General features: G+C 72.3%; 17 protein-coding genes and 1 pseudogene. 17 read left to right on the top strand and 1 reads right to left on the bottom strand.

Annotation, left to right across the window (positions count from 1 at the left end; translation table 11 throughout):
* The 16 genes and pseudogenes from LQV45_RS05675 to LQV45_RS05610 form a co-directional block, all read left to right on the top strand.
* A pseudogene (locus LQV45_RS05675) lies at positions 1 to 1,014 on the top strand (hypothetical protein); the annotation flags it as partial.
* A 223-nt stretch (positions 1,015 to 1,237) separates the two neighbouring features.
* Positions 1,238 to 2,764, top strand: coding sequence for a DNA-3-methyladenine glycosylase 2 family protein (locus LQV45_RS05670; RefSeq protein WP_230006148.1), 1,527 nt, complete (start codon positions 1,238 to 1,240; stop codon positions 2,762 to 2,764).
* 5 nt (positions 2,765 to 2,769) lie between these two features.
* The gene (locus LQV45_RS05665) at positions 2,770 to 3,267 is read left to right on the top strand and encodes a methylated-DNA--[protein]-cysteine S-methyltransferase (RefSeq protein ID WP_230006147.1); all 498 of its coding nucleotides are present in this window, start codon (positions 2,770 to 2,772) and stop codon (positions 3,265 to 3,267) included.
* 305 nt (positions 3,268 to 3,572) lie between these two features.
* Positions 3,573 to 5,462, top strand: a complete 1,890-nt coding sequence (locus tag LQV45_RS05660) for an ABC transporter ATP-binding protein (protein WP_230006146.1) — start codon at positions 3,573 to 3,575, stop codon at positions 5,460 to 5,462.
* Positions 5,459 to 7,276 carry an ABC transporter ATP-binding protein gene (locus tag LQV45_RS05655; RefSeq protein ID WP_230006145.1) on the top strand — a complete coding sequence of 606 codons (1,818 nt, stop codon included), beginning with the start codon at positions 5,459 to 5,461 and terminating at the stop codon, positions 7,274 to 7,276. The genes LQV45_RS05660 and LQV45_RS05655 overlap by 4 nt, the downstream gene beginning before the upstream one ends.
* Positions 7,277 to 7,508: 232 nt before the next feature.
* Positions 7,509 to 8,525 (top strand): daptide biosynthesis RiPP recognition protein, encoded by a 1,017-nt coding sequence (gene mpaB, locus LQV45_RS05650; protein ID WP_230006144.1) that lies wholly within the window; start codon positions 7,509 to 7,511, stop codon positions 8,523 to 8,525.
* The gene (gene mpaD / locus LQV45_RS05645; RefSeq protein ID WP_230006143.1) at positions 8,522 to 9,823 is read left to right on the top strand and encodes a daptide-type RiPP biosynthesis aminotransferase; all 1,302 of its coding nucleotides are present in this window, start codon (positions 8,522 to 8,524) and stop codon (positions 9,821 to 9,823) included. Before mpaB ends, mpaD begins: the two co-directional genes overlap by 4 nt.
* Positions 9,820 to 11,022 carry an iron-containing alcohol dehydrogenase gene (locus tag LQV45_RS05640; RefSeq protein WP_230006142.1) on the top strand — a complete coding sequence of 401 codons (1,203 nt, stop codon included), beginning with the start codon at positions 9,820 to 9,822 and terminating at the stop codon, positions 11,020 to 11,022. Before mpaD ends, LQV45_RS05640 begins: the two co-directional genes overlap by 4 nt.
* Before the next feature lie 5 nt (positions 11,023 to 11,027).
* A complete protein-coding gene (gene mpaA1 / locus LQV45_RS05635) occupies positions 11,028 to 11,165 on the top strand; it encodes an MpaA1 family daptide-type RiPP (RefSeq protein ID WP_171024342.1) in 138 nt (45 codons plus the stop codon).
* Positions 11,166 to 11,204: 39 nt separating this feature from the next.
* Positions 11,205 to 11,333: an MpaA2 family daptide-type RiPP gene (mpaA2, locus tag LQV45_RS35635; RefSeq protein ID WP_289508589.1), complete on the top strand. Its 129-nt coding sequence runs from the start codon at positions 11,205 to 11,207 to the stop codon at positions 11,331 to 11,333.
* Between the two features lie 62 nt (positions 11,334 to 11,395).
* Complete coding sequence (gene mpaA3, locus LQV45_RS35630; protein ID WP_289508590.1) at positions 11,396 to 11,518, top strand: MpaA3 family daptide-type RiPP; 123 nt, start codon at positions 11,396 to 11,398, stop codon at positions 11,516 to 11,518.
* Positions 11,519 to 11,598: 80 nt separating this feature from the next.
* Positions 11,599 to 12,420, top strand: a complete 822-nt coding sequence (mpaM, locus tag LQV45_RS05630; protein WP_230006141.1) for a daptide-type RiPP biosynthesis methyltransferase — start codon at positions 11,599 to 11,601, stop codon at positions 12,418 to 12,420.
* The gene (mpaP, locus tag LQV45_RS05625; RefSeq protein WP_230006140.1) at positions 12,410 to 14,089 is read left to right on the top strand and encodes a daptide biosynthesis intramembrane metalloprotease; all 1,680 of its coding nucleotides are present in this window, start codon (positions 12,410 to 12,412) and stop codon (positions 14,087 to 14,089) included. Before mpaM ends, mpaP begins: the two co-directional genes overlap by 11 nt.
* Entirely contained in the window at positions 14,086 to 14,802 is a 717-nt protein-coding gene (locus LQV45_RS05620) for an ABC transporter ATP-binding protein (protein ID WP_230006139.1), read from the top strand. Before mpaP ends, LQV45_RS05620 begins: the two co-directional genes overlap by 4 nt.
* The gene (locus LQV45_RS05615; protein ID WP_230006138.1) at positions 14,799 to 15,527 is read left to right on the top strand and encodes an ABC transporter permease; all 729 of its coding nucleotides are present in this window, start codon (positions 14,799 to 14,801) and stop codon (positions 15,525 to 15,527) included. Before LQV45_RS05620 ends, LQV45_RS05615 begins: the two co-directional genes overlap by 4 nt.
* On the top strand, positions 15,524 to 16,297 hold the full coding sequence (locus tag LQV45_RS05610) for a hypothetical protein (protein ID WP_230006137.1): 774 nt from the start codon (positions 15,524 to 15,526) through the stop codon (positions 16,295 to 16,297). Before LQV45_RS05615 ends, LQV45_RS05610 begins: the two co-directional genes overlap by 4 nt.
* A gap of 26 nt (positions 16,298 to 16,323) precedes the next feature.
* Here the strand turns inward: LQV45_RS05610 and LQV45_RS05605 are convergent, their stop codons facing one another.
* Positions 16,324 to 16,776, bottom strand: coding sequence for a GNAT family N-acetyltransferase (locus tag LQV45_RS05605; RefSeq protein WP_138176529.1), 453 nt, complete (start codon positions 16,774 to 16,776; stop codon positions 16,324 to 16,326).
* Between the two features lie 253 nt (positions 16,777 to 17,029).
* Here LQV45_RS05605 and LQV45_RS05600 point away from each other — a divergent pair, with 253 nt between their 5' ends.
* Complete coding sequence (locus LQV45_RS05600) at positions 17,030 to 19,249, top strand: NADP-dependent isocitrate dehydrogenase (protein ID WP_230006136.1); 2,220 nt, start codon at positions 17,030 to 17,032, stop codon at positions 19,247 to 19,249.
* The last annotated feature ends 164 nt before the right edge of the window (positions 19,250 to 19,413 follow it).

Raw genomic sequence — 19,413 nt, 5'->3', positions numbered from 1 at the left:
CTGGATGACCCCGCGCTGGCAGATCCCGCGATCGCCGACGCGATGGGGTTCACGACGACGCTGCTGACGGCGGGTGGCCCCGACAACGGCTGGTTCCCGAGCCCCACCGACCGGGTGCAGATCGCCTATGGCGCCGACTCGCGGGTGCAGTCGCTCGTCGCTCTCGCCGACACCACCGGCTCGTCGGCGTTCGCCGAACTGGCCGGGATGCAGGCGGCGTGGTTCTTCGGCGCCAACCACGCCGCCGCACAGATGTACGACCCCGCGACGGGCGTGACCTTCGACGGCCTGCAGCCCGATGGCACGGTCAACCGCAACAGCGGGGCCGAGTCGACGATGCACGGCCTGCTCACCGCGCTCGCGCTCGACGCCCACCCCGACATCGCTGCGCGGGCGACGGCGCTGACCTCGGTCGCGGACCGCGTCGGACTGTCGTTCGTCGAAGCCGAGGATGCCACGGCCACCGACGGCACGGTGTCGACGCCGGAGTCCTGGACGGGAGAGTCCAGTTGGTCGGGCGACGCGCTCACCCTGCGCCCAGGGCAGAGCGCCACGTGGGACATCGGTCCCTCGGACTCCCGTCGCTGGGTCGAACCCGTCGTGTTCTCGCAGCCGGGGGAGACGTCTCTCTCGCGCTGGCGCGGGAACGGCGCGCTGAAGGTCACCGGTCCCGCTCAGGGCATCTCGCCCACGGCGGGAGCGCTGCTGCCGCACGCCCTGCGGGCGCCGGTCCCGGAACGTCGCAGCACGGTCGACGTCACCGCGCTGCGCGGCGACCTCGTGCTCGACGGGCTGATCGTGCGGCCGTGGGTGTCGCGCCTGGTGCTGGCGGGCGGTGACAGCCGTAGCGAGCTCGTGCACTCCAGCGCCCCGGCCGCGCAGCGGACGACCGTCTCGGGCGGCGGGACGGTGCGGGTGTACGACGCGCGCGGAGCGCTGCTGCGCACGACCGCGTTCGACGGCGAGACGACGGTGGTGCTACCCGCGGGCGGCTTCGCGATCACCGAGCGCTGAGCCCGCGGCCGAGGGCTCGCGGCAGCCGGGTTCGGGGCGCGATTCTCCGTTCGGGGCGTGGGATTCCGCGCCCCAAACAGAAGAACGCGCCCCGAATCGGGGTCGGCTTGCGGCTCAGCGGCTGGCGTGCACGGTACGAACCCGCGTGCGGCGCCGCCGCACCGGCATCCTCGTGTCCGATTTCCGCCGGACAGTGTCGGAGGTCGGTGGCAGGGTGGATGCCATGACGATCACCGCGACAGAGGCCCGGGGCTTCGACGAGCGTTACCGGGTGATCCAGTCGCGCGACCGCCGCTTCGACGGGCAGTTCGTGACCGCCGTGCGTTCGACGGGCATCTACTGCCGGCCCAGCTGCCCGGCCCGCACGCCGAAAGAGGCGAACGTGACGTTCTACGCCACGTCCGCGGCAGCGCACGAGGCGGGCTACCGCGCCTGCAAGAGGTGCCTCCCCGAGGCCGCCCCCGGTTCTCCCGCGTGGGACGTCCGCGGAGACGTGGCGGCCCGGGCGATGCGCCTCATCTCCGACGGCGTGGTGGATCGCGAGGGCGTCCCCGGACTCGCGCGGCGCCTGGGCTACTCGGCGCGTCACCTCGGGCGGCTGCTCACCGCCGAACTCGGTGCCGGACCGCTCGCCCTGGCCCGGGCGCAGCGCGCCCACACCGCCCGCGCGCTGCTGGTGGGCACCGACCTGTCGTCGACCGACGTGGCCTTCTCGTCGGGGTTCTCCAGCGTCCGGCAGTTCACCGAGACGATCGGCGAGGTGTTCGGCATGTCGCCCACCGCCCTCCGGGCACGTCGGACGCGGGCCGCCGGGGTGGTCCCCGTCGGCGAGATCGACCTGGCGCTGCCCGTCCGCGGGCCGATCGACACGGTAGGGCTGTTCGGCTGGATGCGGGCGCACGCCGTCCCCGGCGTCGAGAGCGGCGGAGACGCGTCGTTCGCCCGGGTCGTGCGGCTCCCGGGCGGACCGGCGTGGTTCGAGGTGCGTCGCGACGCCGATTCGCGGCTGCGTCTGCGCGCCCGGTTGACCGCCCTCGCCGACCTCGGCACGCTCATCGCGCGCGTCCGCCGCCTGTTCGACCTCGACGCCGATCCGCTCGCGATCGACGAGGCACTGGCACGGCACCCCGAGCTCGCGCCCGCCGTCGCCGCGATCCCGGGCGTGCGGGTGCCCGGCGCCATGGATGCCGGTGAGATGCTGCTGCGGGCGATGATCGGTCAGCAGATCAGCGTCGCCTCGGCCCGCACGATGCAGGGCCGCCTCTCTGCCGAGCTGGGAGAGGCCACCGAGATCGGTGGCTCGCCGATGACGCTGTTTCCTGAGCCCGCCGTGATCGCGGAACGCGGCATCGACGTGCTGCGCGGGCCCGAGGCCCGTCGCCGGGCGATCGTCACGACCGCCGCCGCACTCGCCGACGGCTCGCTCGCTCTGGGTCCCGGCGACGACGGCGCGGAACAGCGCGCCCGTCTCCTCGCGCTGCGGGGGATCGGCCCGTGGACCGCCGACTACGTGCGCATGCGTGTGCTGGGCGACCCCGACGTCCTGTTGCCGGGCGACGTCGCCGCGCGCGCGGGTGCCGCAGCCCTCGGCCTTCCGTCCGACGCCGCCGGATTCACGGCCTGGTCGGACCGGCTCGCTCCGTGGCGCAGCTACGCGATGGCGCACTACTGGTACGCCGCGCCCGTCACCCAGGCGTGGCGCGCGACCGACACCGTCCCGTCTCCCACCGAAAGCGAGCCCGCCCCGTGAGCACCGTGACCGCCGCGACCCTGCAGTTCGTCGACACCCCCGACGGCCCCTTCGCGATCCTCGCCGACGACGCCGACCGCGTGCTGGTCGCGGGCTGGACCGACGACACGGATGCCGTGCTCGCGCGCTTGCGACCCGCCCACCGTCCGGTGTCCGTCGTCACGGGCGAGACCCGGGCCGCCGGCGCCGTCCGCGCCTACTACGACGGCGACATCGCCGCGATCGACGGCGTCGAGGTCGCGCAGTTCGGCACGCCGCTGCAGCAGCGGGGGTGGGCCGCCCTGCGCGGTATCCGTCCCGGGCAGCCGCTCACCTACACCGGGTTCGCGACCGCCCTGGGCTCTCCCACGGCGGTGCGGGCGGCGGCATCCATCTGCGCCCGGAACGCGCCGGCGCTCTTCGTGCCGTGCCACCGGGTGCTCCGCGGGGACGGGACGATGGGCGGATTCGCGTGGGGGATCGACGTCAAGCGCCGCCTGCTCGAGCGCGAAGCCGCGGCGTGACCCCTCGGGCACCGGAGCCCGCGGCAGCGGACGGCGCCCGGACGCTCGAATCGAGTCTTGCCTCCAGGGATCTCTCAGGCATATCCTGAAAAGCTGCCGCGCCCCCCGGTGGCTGTGTACCGATCGAGGAGGATGCCATGGACCAGATCGACGCCCCCGTCGTGCGTGCCGCTTTCTCCGCCGTCGCCCGCCCGTAGCGCTCCGACCGCTCGCGCGTCGCACGCCCGGCGGACCTCCGCCGGTTCCCCCCTGGCATCCCCTTTCCCGCGCCCACTCCGGCGCGTCGCTTCGACCCCACGAGGATCATGACCACCGCACCGTCCCGCCCGCATCTCTCGACACCCCGCTCGCTCGCGCGCTTGCTTCCGATCGCCCGGCCGGTGCTCCCGCGCCTCGCGCTCGGTGCCGTGAGCGCCTTGGGTGCGAGCGTCCTCGCCCTGGCGATCCCGCTCGTCCTCGAGCAGTTGGTCGCCGGTCCCATCAGCTCGGGCGACCCCGGTCAGTTGGCCTGGGGCGCCCTCCTCATCCTCGGGCTGGGGCTGGCCGAAGCCGGCATGGTGTGGTTGCGCCGCTGGTTCGTACTCGCCCCCGCGACCAAGGTCGAGTACGACCTCCGCCAATCGTTCTACTCGCGGCTGCAGCGTCTGCCCGTCGCCTTCCACGACCGGTGGCAGTCGGGGCAGCTGCTCTCGCGCATGATGCAGGACATCAGCATGCTGCGCCGCTGGCTGGCGTTCGGCCTGATCCTCTTGATCGTCAACGTCCTGACGATCCTCATCGGCGCCGTCCTGCTCTTCCGCTGGCACTGGCTCCTGGGCACGCTCTTCCTGATCGCGTCGGCGCCGCTGTGGTACGCCGGCTACCGCTTCGAGAAGCGCTACGGCGCGCTCGCCCGGCAGAGCCAGGACCAGGCGGGCGACCTGGCCACCTCGGTGGAAGAGAGCGTCCACGGCATCCGTGTCCTCAAGGCCTTCGGCCGCGGGAAGCACGCGCTGCAGAAGTTCACGCGGCAGGCGGAGTCGCTGCGCGAGACCGAGCTCGGGAAGGCCCGTGCGATCGGGTGGATCTGGTTCTGGCTCGTGCTGCTGCCCGACATCGCGTTCGCGGTGTGCCTGGGGGCCGGCATCGTGCTGACCCAGCTCGGAGAGCTGCAGATCCCCGAGCTCGTGGCGTTCTTCGCCATGGCCACGGTGCTGCGGTGGCCGATGGAGTCGATCGGCTTCCTGTTCTCGTTCCTGCTGGACGCGCGCACCGCGACCGACCGTATCTTCGAGGTGTTCGACGAGCAGAACACCATCGTCGACCCCGCAGAGCCCCGCACGATCGCCGCGCCCCGCGGGGAGCTCGTGTTCGAGGGTGTCCACTTCCGGTACCAGGATGCCGCGGACTCCGAGCCCGATCTGCTGGACGGGGTCGATCTGAGCCTGCGTCCGGGGGAGACGATGGCCCTCGTGGGGCTGACCGGTTCCGGCAAGACCACTCTCACCACGCTGCCCGGACGCCTGTACGACGTCACGGGCGGGCGCGTGCTCCTCGACGGCGTCGACGTCCGCGAGCTGCGTCTGTCCGAACTCCGTCGGCACGTGGGCATGGCGTTCGAGGACGCGACGCTGTTCTCGCAGACGGTGCGCGAGAACGTGCTGCTCGGCCGGGAAGAACTCCCGCCGGGGTCGCCCGAAGCCGAGGCCGTCCTGCGCGAGGCTCTCGAAGTGGCGCAGGCGCACTTCGTCCACGACCTGCCCGACGGTGTGGACACCGTCATCGGCGAGGAGGGGTTGAGCCTGTCCGGCGGTCAGCGGCAGCGTCTCGCTCTCGCCCGGGCGGTCGCGGCCCGGCCCGCGGTGCTCGTGCTCGACGACCCGCTGTCGGCTCTCGACGTCGACACCGAGGCCCTCGTCGAGGACGCGCTGCGGCAGGTGCTGAGCGAGACCACGGCCCTCGTCGTGGCCCACCGGCCCTCGACCGTGACGCTCGCCGACCGTGTCGCGCTGCTGCAGGACGGGCGCATCGCCGCCGTCGGCGCGCACTCGGATCTGCTGCGCGAGAGCGACGCGTACCGTCACGTCATCTCGAGCCTCGAAGAGGCCGAGGCCGAGCGCGAGGCGCAGACCGGGGCGATCCCGGTCATCCGATCCGACGGCGGCCGAACCGCCGCGGCCGATGACACCACCTCCGAGAAGGAGCCCACCCGATGAGCGCCACCACCGTCTCCGGGACCAGCGGCGAGGATCGCTCGGACTACACGCGCGTCGAGAGCCGCGCGATCCGCCAGCGATCCCTGCGTCTGCTGGGCTCGCTCGTGTCGCCGTTGCGCTGGCAGCTCGTGCTCGCCGCCGCCGTGCTCGTCGTCTCGACGGCGCTGCGGGTCGCGGGTCCCGCCCTGATCGCCTTCGGCATCGACAACGCCCTGCCCGCGGTCATTCAGAACAACGACTGGATGCCGACCATCCTCGTCGTGGCGATCTACCTCACGGCCGGCATCGGCGGTGCGGTCCTGATCGGCTGGTACGTCGTCGTCGCGGCGCGCCTCACGCAGGCGGTCATGCTCGACCTGCGCAAGCGCATCTTCCTGCACACCCAGCGCCTGAGTCTGGAGTTCCACGAGTCGTACACGTCGGGCCGCATCATCTCGCGCCAGACGAGCGACCTCGACACGATCCGCGAGCTGCTGGACGGGGGGCTGAACGAGCTCGTCTCGGGCGTGCTGTACGGCCTGTTCACCCTCGTCGCACTGTTCCTCATCGACTGGCAGTCCGGCCTCGTCCTCACCGTCATGGGCCTTCCGCTGTTCCTGCTGATGCGTTGGTTCTACGGGCGGTCGCAGGTCATCTACCGAGAGTCTCGCGTGGTCAGCGCGCAGGTGATCGTGAAGTTCGTCGAGAGCATGACCGGCATCCGCGCCGTGAAGGCCTTCCGCAAGGAGCCGCGCAACGACGAGGAGTTCGGTGAGCTCGCGGGCCAGTACCGCGACGTGAACATGCGCTCGATCCGCCTGTTCGGTACCTTCGAGCCGGCCCTGATGGCCGTGGCATCCGTCTCGGTCGCCCTCGTGCTCCTGTGGGGCGGCGGCCGGGTGATTGGTGGCGCGCTCGAGATCGGTGTGCTCGCCGCGGCCGTGCTGTACGTCCGCAACTTCTTCGCCCCGCTGCAAGAGGTCGCATTCTTCCTCAACTCGTACCAGTCGGCCACCGCGGCGCTCGAGAAGGTCTCGGGCGTGCTCGAGGAGGAGCCCACGGTCCCCGACCCGGTCGACCCCGTCGACCTGTGGAGCGCCCGCGGGCACGTCCGCTTCGACGAGGTCACGTTCGGGTACTCGGAGGGGCGCGTCATCCTGCCGCACTTCTCGCTCGACATCCCCGCCGGACAGACGATCGCCCTCGTCGGCACCACGGGCGCCGGCAAGACGACGCTCGCGAAGCTCATCTCGCGCTTCTACGACCCCACGAAGGGGGCCGTCACGCTCGACGACGTCGACCTGCGGCGGCTGCACCCGAAGGACCTACGGCGCGCGATCGTCATGGTGACGCAGGAGGCGTACCTGTTCAGCGGGACCGTGGCCGACAACATCGCGCTGGGCAAGCCCGACGCGACGATGGACGAGATCCGTGCCGCCGCCCGGGCGGTGGGGGCCGAGGGGTTCATCGAGAAGCTGCCCGACGGCTACGACACCGACGTGAACAAGCGCGGCGGACGCGTGTCGGCGGGGCAGCGGCAGCTGATCTCGTTCGCTCGGGCCTTCCTCGCCGATCCCGCGGTGCTGATCCTCGACGAGGCGACGGCGTCGCTGGACATCCCCAGCGAGCGCCTCATCCAGGACGCGCTGCAGACGCTGCTGGCCGACCGCACGGCGATCATCATCGCCCACCGGCTGTCGACGGTCGCCATCGCCGACCGTGTGCTCGTGATGGAGCACGGTCGCATCATCGAGGACGACGCCCCGGACGCGCTCATCGCCGGGACCGGCAAGTTCGCGCAGCTGCACGCCGCGTGGCGGGAGTCGCTCGTCTGACGGATCGGAGGACGGATGCCACGGCCTTGCGGTCGTGGCATCCGTTCGCTTGTCGTGCCGAACCTGACGTGTTCGCGGCGCGGGGTGAGCGCCTCTTCCGGGTCGGGTGATTCGGCCCCCGCGTGCCTCGCCGCGTCTCGGCGGCATGTATACATTTCTTCTCGACCCCCGTTTCGACGGAGGGTCCCCGCGCTCCGGAAGTGCGCGGGGCAGTGGCGAGGGGATGTATCCGGTGACCGGAGGGGCAGTCGATGCGCGCGATGCGCGCATGGTCGTGGAGTGGATCACGGGCCGGCACGAGTCGTTCCGACAGGCCGTGTTCTGTGCTCCCGACGCGCCCACCGCTCCCGCAGCGGCAGCCCTCGGCCGCGATGACGTGTTGTTCGTCCCGGCCGACGCGCGCGTCGACACGGTGGCTCATGTCGTCCGCTACAGCGGTGCTTTCGACGATGTCGGCGACACCCTGCACGTGGCCGGATACACCGTCGAACTCCAGCACTACGCGGCGGCCGCCTACGTCGAACTCATCGGTCCCACCGCCGTCCGGTTCCTCGACGCCGACGGGTGGGGAGCCTTCCTCGACGACGCCGAGCTCGCCCGCGACACGGGCGTCTTCACGGCGCCTCTGATCGACGGGCGGCTGCGTCTCGCCGATGCCGCCGTCCTCGACGCTCCCTTCGCGGAGGCAGCGCCGGTCTCGCTCCACGTGCACGGCGACGGCAGCGCGACCGCGGGGGCGCAGGGCGGTGCTGTCGGCCCCGTCGGCACGGCGCTGACGACACCCGTGCCGCGGTGGACGGCCATCGCGGGCATCACGCTGCCCGAGCGCGTGGCGGCCGACCTCGCGGCGCGGCCCTGGCTCGGGCGCTATCGGTACGCGGCCGAGGTGGTCGCGGCGCTGGGACTCGAGCCCGGGGCGGGGTCGATCGACGGGTTCGGCTGGTCGGTGCTCGACACAGCCGGCATGACGCAGCCCCATCCCGACGACCCGTTCCTCGTGACCACGCCCGCAGGTCTCCTCCTCGTCGACGTGCGCACGCGTCGTCGACAGCGTGTTCCCGCGGCCACGGCGACGGTCGTGGCGGCGGTGCAGACCTCGCCCGACGCGGCCCGCGCGGCCGAGCGCGTGGCACACGAACTGGGCGTCTCCGCGGCCGCGGCGCTCCGACTCTGCGCCGAGGCGACAGACCTCCTGGGCGTGCGCACGGGCGTACCGGTGCCCGGCGCTGTCGTCGGGGGAGGGGCATGAGCCCCGTCTGGCCGGCGCTGTCGCCCGCGGACCCAGTGGTCGACCCCGGACGGATCGCCGTGTCCGCATCCGGGCACCGCATCCGTTACGCGGACGGATCGGTCCGGCTGTGCGCAACGAGCGGCCTGTGGAACGTGCCCCTCGGGTATGGGCATGAGGGCATCGCCGAGGCGGTCGCGGCTGCCCTCCGCGACGCGTCCTACCTGTCGCTCTTCCGCGGCGTCCATCGTCCGGCGCAAGAGGCCGCCGATGCCCTGCTCGGTCTCGCCGGTCGCGACGCCTACGAGCGCGTGATCTTCTCCACCTCCGGGGGCGCAGCGAATGATGCCGCGATGAAGCTCGTCCGACAGCATCACGTCGAGCGGGGCGATCGGGCACGCACGCTCGTCGTGGGTCTGCGCGGCAGCTACCACGGCACGATGTACGGCAGCCACGCCCTGAGCGGCGACGCGCTCGGTCAGGGCGCGTACGCCCTCGACCGGCGTGCGGTGCGGCACGTCGACCACGCCGACAGCGGGGCGGAGCTGACGGCACTGCTGCGCCGCGAGGGAGCGCGGGTCGCCGCGGTGGTGATCGAGCCGCTCCTGGGCAGTGGCGCCCACCCGCTGGACCCCGCGTTCATCGACGCGGTGCTCGACCTCCGCGACGCGCATGGTTTCCTGCTCGTGGCCGACGAGGTCGCCACGGGCTTCGGGCGCACCGGAGCGTTGTTCGCCTCGGGGGAGTGGTCGCGCCCGCCCGATGTCCTGGTGCTCTCGAAGGCGCTGACCAACGGCGCACTCGGCGCCGCCGCGCTGTTGGTGAGCCCCCGCATCGTGGCCGGCTTCCGCGACCGCGGCGCGACGTTCGTGCACGGGGAGACGCAGGCCGGCACACCGGCCGTCGCGGCCGCGATTCGCACCGTCGTCGAGGAGGTCCGCCGCACCGACGTGCGTGCCACCGTCGGCCGGCTGGGTGAGCGGCTGCGCGCGCTCGCCGACGGACTGGTGCGCGACGGGCTCGCGGTCGGGGTGCGCGGACGCGGAGCCTTCCTCGCCGTGGCCCTCGCCGAGCCCGGCGCGTCGCGACCGTCGACCACACCGGCGCGGTCGTCCGTTTCGTCGGGAGCGACTCCGCGACTGCCCGCCGAACGCGTGGCAGACGTCGTCGCCGCGATCGGCGACGCGGGCGCGGTCGTGCATCCGGGGGTCGACGGCATCCAGCTCATCCCCGCGTACGGGTTCGACGACGGCGATCTCGCCGAGCTGGACACGGCGATCCGTGTCGGGCTCTCGCGCGTGTCGGAGGTCGCCCCGTGAGCGCAGCGATCCGGCGACGGCGGTCGACCCTCGTCGCGGGCTCGGCGATCACGCCGGCGGCCTGCGCCGCGATCACGTCGGGCCGCCGCGCGGCGGTCGTGGTCGACGAGCGGATCGCACACCTCGCGCGCGGTCTCGAGTCCATCGACACGGTCATCGCGGTCGATCCCGCAGAACTGGATGCCACGGCGGTCGCCCACCTGAGCGAACGCGTGCGCGCCGCTCGGGCGGGGGTCGTCGTCGCGATCGGCGGCGGAACCACGATCGACGCGGTGAACGTCGCCGCGATCGGCGTCTCCGCTCCCCGAACGCTCGACTGGGCGCTCGCCCGCGCCGACGGCGCCCCGGTCGTGCGGATCCCCGAGGGGGATGCCGCGGGCATCGACGTCGTGGCCGTGCCGACGACCGTCGGTACATCGGCGGAGTCCAATGCGGTCGCGATCGTCCGCACGGCCGGAGGGCAGTGCCTCCTGCTCGGCGAGGTGCTGCGGCCGCGGTACGCCGTCCTGGACGACGTGAACTACCGCTCGCTCGATGCCCGCGACGTGCGAGCCGGCTGCCTCGAGGCCCTCCTGCGTCTCGCCGGCGCGAGCACCGCGGCCCGGGCGCATCCGCGCGCGACGGCGCACGCGGTGATCCTGGCACGCGCCCTGGTCGCGCTCGGTGACGGCCCGCTCTCGGACGCCGCACGCCTGCGGATCGCCCGGTGCAGCGCGGCCACGCAGCGCAGCGCCGCGCTCCGCGGACGCGCGCCCTTCAGCCCCCGCCACTGGTACCTCGCCAACGAGGTGTCCTTCGTCGCCCGAACGACGAAGATGCGGGCGACGGCGTCGGTCGTCTCCCGCGTGTGGCAGCGCATCGAGGACGGCGACTCCCGCTGGGGATCGCTCGGGCCGCTGGAGGCGTTCTGGCGCGAGGTGGTCCGCGAGGCGCGGCTCCCGCTCGCTCCGGCGGCCGGCATCGACGCCCTCGTCGCGCGCTGGGGGCTGCCGCTCGCGCCGCGCCCGAGCGAGGACGCCCTGGCGTCGATCGCCGGACGGGTGGAGCGGCGGTGGGCACGTCGGGGGCCGGCCCTCCCCGGGATCACGGCCCCCGACGTGCGTGACGTCCTCGATCGAGCGCGATGGGACCCGAACCCGTCCGCCGAGGGGTCACGCCTCCTGCCCCCGCTCGCCCCCGAGAGCAGAGGGAGGAGGTGATGACAATGACGTCTTCCACGCCTTCGCCGCAGCTGCGGTTCGACGAGCTCGACGCCCTCGAGACCCCCAGCTGGGAGAGCTTCTACAAGGGCGTCCTGGGCGGTCTGGCCGTGGTCGGCATCGGTGTCGCGATCGCCACGTGACGCTCAGCCGCTCGTCCGACACGACCCCGAGGAGGTGACATGCACATGACGCCCACGCTGGAGTTCGTCGAGCTCGACTCGATGGACGCCCCCGACGACGGATGGGACTGGTTCCGCGGCTTCAGCTACGGAGTGGCCCTGGGGTTCCTCGCCCTCTCCGCCACCTGAACCCGCTCACGGGTGCCGCGCCCGCGGCATCCAGTCCTTGTCGGCACCCGAGGAGGTGACACATGACCAACGATCTCGCTCTGCGCTTCGACGAGCTCGACGAGCTCGACGCCCCGATGGAGTGGTGGGAGCACGCCAGCTACATCATCGCCATCGCTGCCGCGACGGTCGCCATCGCCACCTGATCGCCGCCGTCGAGGGGGAGACGTCCCGTACGTGTCCCCCTCGACGGTTCCGCAGCCCACCGCCCCCGGAACGAGGATCCATGACCGCTCCGCTCACCCTGTCCGTGCACCGACTCCTGGACGACGCCGGTCGTCGCGCCGAGCCCCGCGACGTGTACGCGGGCGACGGCGCGCGTTTCTACGACGAGCTCGTCGGTCCCGACAGATCCGAGATCGGGGAGGTCCTCGCCGTGGCGCGTCGCAGCGGACCCGCGGTCCTCGACCTCGCGGCCGGAAGCGGCCGGGTCACGCTCCCGCTCCTGCGCGTCGGGAAGTCCGTCACCGCGCTCGACCTGTCTCCCTCGATGTTGCAGCGGCTGAGCGATGCTCTGCCGCCGGGCGCCCCCTGCGACCTCGTCGTCGCGGACATGCGCGCCTTCGACCTCGGTCGCGAGTTCGACCTCGTGGTGATCGCGGCCACGTCGATCACCCTGCTCGACCGAGACGATCGCCGACGTCTCTTCCGCGCCGTCCGACGCCACCTCGCGCCGACCGGCACCCTGCTGCTGTCGGTCGCGGGTGATGAGGCCCTGCGCGCTTTGCGCACCTCGGGCGATCGCGAGATCTCGGTCGCATCCGGCGACCGCGTGACCCGCTACCTGCAATCGCAGCAGGTCGACCCCGACGGTTCCCGCCGGGTGGTCAACTGGATGCCACTGCCGCTGCCCGCGCCCCCGGAGCCCGTGCCCGTGCTGACCACCCGTCTGCAGCTGCTCGATGCCGCGACCGTCGCGGCCGAGTTGGAGCAGAACGGATTCCGCCCGCCCGCGACGATCCCCGTGCGCAGCCCCGGGGTCGCCGACGGCGAGGGCATGCTCCTCCTGCGCACCGGGGTCGACGACGGAGGTGCCCATGACGCGTGAAGCGCGGACCCCCGAGGTCGCCGCGGATCCGCGGGTGTCGGCATCCGTCCGTCTCGAACCCGGAGCGGACGCGGACCACTGGCTCGTCACCGTCGACGGCGTGCCCGTCTCGCGCGTGTCGACCGCGGTCGCACAGACGCTGCGGGCGATGGACGGGGCGACCAGCGTCGACGAGCTGCGTCGACGCTTCGCACCCGCGCACTCCGCGGCGGAGTTCGCCGACCTCCTCGACCGATTCCGGCGCGCCGGTCTGCTGCACGGATCCGAGCGGCGGACGGCCGGGCGTGTGACGTATCGCCCGCCGCTGACGATCCAGTTCGCGACCCTGCGCGCGCCCCAACTCTTCGCCGCGTTGCATCGCGTGCTTCGTCCGGCCCTGGTGGGGTGGATGCGGTGGCCGATCGCGGCGGTCGTGCTCCTCGGCGGGATCGCGCTGGTCGCGCAGTCCGGCGAGGCGATGACGGCCCTCACCTCTCCGCTCCCGCTGACCGACGTGCTCGTGGTCGCTCTCGTCCTGGTGTGCGCGACCTTCGCCCACGAGGTGGCGCACGGAGTGAGCCTCGCGCACGCGGGTGCACGGCCCCGCCGCGCGGGCGTGATGCTCCTCTACCTGGGTCCGGCGTTCTTCGTCGATGTCACGGATGCCTGGCGGCTGCCCTCCCGGGCGTCCCGTGTCGTCATCGCCCTCGCCGGCCCCGCGGTGCACGCCGTGCTCGCCGGAGCCGCGGCGCTGTGCGCGCTCGCGGCCGTCGACACCGACACGCGCCGGACGCTGCTCCTGCTCGCGTGCGCGTGCGCGACCGTCGTCGTGGTCAACCTCGTGCCCTTCGTCCGGTTCGACGGCTACATCGCGCTGATGAGCGCGATCGACGAGCCGAACCTTCGTGCGCGCACGATGGCCGACGCCGGGGCGGCCGTCCGCCGGGTGCTCTTCGGCGCCGAGCGCGAACCGCGGGCACTGGTGCGGTGGTGGAGCGTGCCGTTCGGCGTGCTCAGCGTCCTCGTCCCCACCGCGCTGGTGTGGTTCGCCCTCGAGCGCGCCGTGGGCGCCCTGTCGGGGGCGGGCCCGGTGGGCGCACTCCTCGTACTTGTCCTGCAGGTCGCGATCCTCCTCGCGGTCGGCGCTCCGGTGGTGCGGTGGCTCGCGGCCGGCGCACGGAAGGGGCGGGGGCGCGTGCGGTTCCTCCTGGTCGGGGCGACCCTCGTCGCCGCGATCCTCGGGGCGGCCGGGGTGATCCCTGTCGCGGACGTGCGCTCCGCGGGCTTCGCCGTCGACGGTGCGCGCACGCTGCTGGTCGTGCCCGCCGACTCCGCCGCAACGGTCCCGCTCGACGACGGCACCCCGGTCGTGCTCTCCACCCGGGGCATCCTCGGCGACGCGCCCGTGGCCTCGGGGGTCGCGCATCCGGAGCATCCGCGATCGCACGCGGTGCCGATCTCGGCCTTCGCCCCCGTGGAGGTCTCCGGTGTCGAGGTCGACGCCGTCGCCGTCGGAGTGATCGACGTGCCCGTCGACGCGGTGGTCCCGGCGGGCGGACGCGCGGTCGTGCACCTCGGCACGCGCTCTCTGCTCTCGCACGTGTGGTCCACCCACGTGGCCGATCCCGTCTCGGCACTTCTCGCCTCGCTGTTCCCCTCGCTCGACGACCCTCAGGAAGACCGCACATGACCGACAACGCCATCGAGGTGCGCCACCTCACCAAGACCTACGGTTCGCGCACGGCCGTCGACGACGTCTCGTTCGCGGTGCGCCGCGGCAGCATCGTCGGGCTGCTCGGACCGAACGGGGCGGGCAAGTCCACGACGCTCCGCGCCGTCGTCGGTCTGTCCGCGCCGACCGACGGAGCGGCCCTCATCGACGGTGTGCCTTTCGCTCGTCTCGCCCAGCCGTCGGCGCACGTCGGCGTGCAGATGGACGGATTCGGTTTCGAAGTCGGCATCACCGCCCGGCGCCACCTCGAGATCGCGCGCCTCGCCGTCGGTGCGCCCCGTCGTCGCGTCGACGAGGTGCTCGACGAGGTCGGGCTCACGAACGATGCCCGCAGGCGGGTGAAGTCGTTCTCCACCGGGATGGTCCAGCGGCTCGGACTCGCCGCGGCGCTCATCGGCGCGCCTCGCACGCTGGTGCTCGACGAGCCGTCCAACGGCCTCGACCCCGACGGCATCCGTTGGCTGCGGCGGTACCTCCGCGCGTTCGCCGCGGCCGGCGGCTCGGTCCTCGTCTCGAGTCACCAGCTTGCCGAGCTCGAGCACACGGTCGACGAAGTCGTCATCCTGAACCAGAAGGTGCTGTACTCCGGCGCCCTCGCCGACCTCGTACGCGGAGACGGCGACTCCCTCGAGGACCGGTACTTCGAGCTCGTCGAAGGGACCCGGGCGTGATCGGGGCGATCCGGGCCGAGATCCTGCGCGCCCACAGCGGGGCCAATACGCTCGCGGTCCTTCTGCTGGCGGGGTTCATCCCCGTCATCATCCTCACCAGCGACGACACCCTGGGCCGCATGACGAGCCTGGATGCCACGCACGCGGCGCCGCTGCTCTTCGCTCCAGTGGCGTGGACGTTCGTCGTCGCGGCGTTCGCGGGCGCCTTCGGCGTCACCCGCGAGTTCTACTACGGATCGATGGGCAGATCCATCGTGCAGGTCGGATTCACGCGGGCGTTCCTCGGCAAGGGGGTCGCGGCGGTCGTCGTCGGCCTCGTGCTCACCGCCGGGCTGGTCGCGGTGTGGTGCGGGGTCGTGGCGATCGTGCTGGGGGTGAACGGGCGGGCTTTCGCGCTGCCCGCGGCGGCTATCTCGACGGTGCTCGGGGCGTTCCCGGCGGCGCTCCTCGGGGCGGTGATGGGTGCGTCGATCGGTTGGATCGTCGGCAACTACTACGTCGCGGCGGCGATCGTGCTGGCCGGTCCGATCGCCTTCGAACTCGCGCTGCTGGGCACCGCGCCCGATGTCGCGCGGTTCCTGCCGGGACTGTCGCTCGCGGCCCTGGCCTCGCCGCAGAACCACCCCGGTCTGCTCACGCCGGGTGCCGGCCTGGCGGTGGCCCTGGCCTGGACCTTCGCCCTGACGGTGTGCGCGTGGGTCGTCGGACGTCGGAGGTTCACGTGACCGGTGCCACGCGGCCCGCCGCATCCTTCCCGGTGCGGATGGGGCGCGCACTCGCCGCGCAGGGCCGGAGCTTCGCGGCGGACCTGCCACTCGCCGGGGTCTGCGCGGCCGCGCTGGTGCTCTCGGCCTCGATCGCGGCCGGTATCCCCGGCGACGCTGCCGGCGCCCCCGACGACGCGAAGGCGCTGGTGGTGGGGCCGCTGTCGACCGTGATCGGCGTGTACGCCGCCGTGATGGCCGCGATCTACGGCTCGTTCCGCTACACGATCGACCGCCGCACGGGAGTCGTGGCGCAGCGTGCCACGCTGCAGCCGCGCCGCTGGGCCCTCACCGGGCGGGTCCCGTTCACCGCGGTCGGGGGCGTGCTCGTGGCCGCGACCGCGGTGCTCGGCGGGCGGCTCGCGCTGGCACCCGCCTTCGGTCTCGTCGGGCTCGACGCCCCCGCCGTCCTCGCCGTCCTCGGCGTGGGAGGAGCCTCGGCCGTATGGGGACTCGGCGTGGGGCTCCTGGTCCAGGCGCATCTGCCGGCGTTGTTCGTGGCGCCGTTCTCGATAAGCATCGCGTTGATGGTGGCACCCCTGTGGCCCGACATCGTGGCCTGGTTGCCGCTCCCCGCGATGCTGCGCGCCGTCGGCCTCGATCTCGCCGCGCTGGGCATCGGCGATTCCGTCGGTCCGACGCCGGGAGCCGCGGTCGCGGTCGCTGCGGCCTGGGCCGCGGCTGCGCTGACGGCGGGCGCGTGGTCGTTCGTGCGCCGCGACCTCCGCTGACGCCGTACCCGCGGCTCGCCGCCGCGTCAGATGTGGACGCGGCCGATGGTCTCGCCGTACTCCGTCTCTCCGACGGGCTCGAAGCCCGCGCGGAGGAAGAACGCCTCGGGGCCGCCGACGCCCGGTTCGTAGATGACGTCGACGTGGTCCATGCCGCGGGAGCGCGCCTCGTCCAGCAGGGCGCGGAGGGCGTAGCGACCGACGCCGCGTCCCTGTTCGTCGGCGTCGACGTTGATGCGCCACAGAACCGAGCGGAAGTGCTCCTCGTGCGCCTCGGGGTCGAAGTTCGCGCTGACGAACCCCACGACCTCGTCTCCGTCGAGCACGACACGCTGCCACGACGTCTGCGGATCCATCACCGTCGCGGCGATGCCGTAGCTCACCGGAGCGAGGAACTGCTCCTGTCCGGGCTTCAGCGACAGCGTGTTCACCGCCACGATCGTGGAGGCGGAGAGTTCGACGAGACGAAGGTCGGCCATGCGCCCAGGCTATCCGCCCCGCCGATCCGCGCAACATTTCGGATGCCATCGCCCGGCCGACGATCCGATAAACGCCGTCTGTGTCCACAAACGCGGTGCCGTGGCGTTTCCCGGCGCGGATGGCGTTTCTCGGGGCCCGAGCGCCGCTCCGGGTACCGCGGGGGCACCCCCCAACTATCTCGATATCAAGAGACTTTGCCGCGGTGCGATAGGCTGAAGAGCAACCCTGGCCGCCTCTACGGAGAGATTCGACGTGCCCGATTCCACCATCATCTACACGTACACCGACGAGGCGCCGGCGCTTGCGACCGCGTCTTTCCTGCCCATCGTGCAGGCCGTCACGACCCAGGCGGGCGTCGACGTCGAGACCCGCGACATCTCGCTCGCCGGACGCATCCTCGCGGCGTTCCCCCAGCGCCTCACCCCCGAGCAGCACGTGGGCGACGCGCTCGCCGAGCTCGGCGGCCTGGCCACGCTCCCCGAGGCCAACATCATCAAGCTGCCGAACATCTCGGCATCCATCCCGCAGCTGAAGGCCGCGATCGCCGAGCTGCAGTCGCAGGGCTACGACATCCCCGACTACCCCGAAGACGCCTCGAGCGTCGACGACAAGGACGTGCGGGCCCGCTATGACCGCATCAAGGGCTCCGCGGTCAACCCGGTGCTCCGCGAGGGCAACAGCGACCGCCGCGCCCCGCTCGCGGTGAAGAACTACGCCAAGAAGCACCCGCACCGCAACAAGCCGTTCGCCGAGGGCTCGAAGACCCGCGTGGCGACGATGGACCACGACGACTTCAAGAGCAACGAGAAGTCGTGGGTCGCCGCTCACGACGACGTGCTCACGATCCGCCACACGGCCGCCGACGGCACCGTGACGGTCCTGAAGGACTCGCTGAAGGTCCTCCCGCGCGAGATCATCGACGCCACGTTCCTCTCGGCCGCCGCGCTCGACGCGTTCCTCGCCGAGACGGTCGCGCAGGCGAAGGCCGACGACGTCCTCTTCTCGGTGCACTTGAAGGCCACGATGATGAAGGTCAGCGACCCGATCATCTTCGGCCACGTCGTCAAGGCGTACTTCGCCGACGTGTTCGCGCGGTACGGCGAGAAGCTCGCCGCGGCGGGCCTGAACCCCAACAACGGTCTGGGTGGCATCCTGTCGGGTCTGTCGTCGGTCGAGGGCGGCGACGAGATCGCCGCAGCGTTCGAGAAGGCTGTCGACGAGGCCGCGCGCCTGTCGTACGTCAACTCCGACAAGGGCATCACGAACCTGCACGTTCCGTCCGACGTCATCGTGGATGCCTCGATGCCGGCGCTCGTGCGCAACGGTGGCAAGCTCTGGGGCGTCGACGGGGGAGAAGCAGACACCCTCGCGGTCATCCCGGACTCCTCGTACGCGGGCGTGTACCAGGCCGTGATCGACGACGTCATCGCCAATGGCCCGCTGAACCCAGCGACGATCGGCACCGTGCCCAACGTCGGACTCATGGCCCAGGCAGCCGAGGAGTACGGCAGCCACGACAAGACGTTCGAGATCGCCGCCGCCGGCCGCGTCGAGATCGTCGACGGTGACGGCAACGTCGTCATCGAGCACGACGTGCAGGCGGGCGACATCTGGCGCGCGACCCAGACCAAGTACGTCGCGATCGTCGACTGGGTGGGTCTGGCCGTGCGCCGCGCCCGCGCCACGAACGTCCCCGCCGTGTTCTGGCTCGACGTCAACCGCGCCCACGACGCCCAGATCATCGCGAAGGTCTACCAGGCGCTCGCGACGATCGACGCGCACGGTCTCGAGATCCTGATCCTCCCGCCGGCCGAGGCGACCCGCTACACGCTGGCGCGCCTGCGCCACGGCCTGGACACCATCTCGGTGACCGGCAACGTGCTGCGCGACTACCTCACCGATCTGTTCCCGATCCTCGAGGTCGGTACGAGCGCCAAGATGCTCTCGATCGTTCCGCTGCTCGCCGGCGGCGGTCTGTTCGAGACCGGAGCGGGCGGCTCGGCGCCGAAGCACGTGCAGCAGCTCCTCGAAGAGAACTACCTGCGCTGGGACTCGCTCGGCGAGTTCTTCGCCCTCGCGGCCTCGCTCGAGCACTACGCGGGCTTCACCGGCAACGCGCGCGCGCAGGTGCTCGCCGACACCCTGGATGCCGCGACCGGCACGTTCCTCGAGAACGACAAGTCGCCCGGCCGTGCGCTCGGGACGATCGACAACCGCGGCAGCCACTTCTACCTCGCCCTGTACTGGGCGCAGGAGCTGGCGCAGCAGACGACGGATGCCGAGCTCGCCTCCGTCTTCGCCCCCGTCGCCGAGGCCCTCGCCGCGAACGAAGACACCATCGTCGCCGAGCTGAACGCGGTCCAGGGCCACGCGGCCGAGATCGGCGGGTACTACCGTCCCGACACCGCGCTGGTCGAGAAGGTCATGCGTCCCTCCGCGACGCTGAACGGCATCATCGACGCCCTGCGCTGAGACTGAACCCGAGAGGGGCGGATGCCATCGGCATCCGACCCTCTTCCTTTTCCGCTGCGCCCGCATGACTCCGGCAGGAGTGCCGGTGCCGCTGGCCGGCTGCTCCGGTGACGCCCGCATAACTCCGGCAACGCTGCCGGTGGCGGGGGCCTGGCGGTCGAAAC

It is taken from the genome of Microbacterium sp. Bi128 (assembly GCF_918698205.1).
The sequence above is the reverse complement of the archived record's forward strand: the minus strand, read 5'-3'. Positions and strand labels throughout refer to the sequence as shown.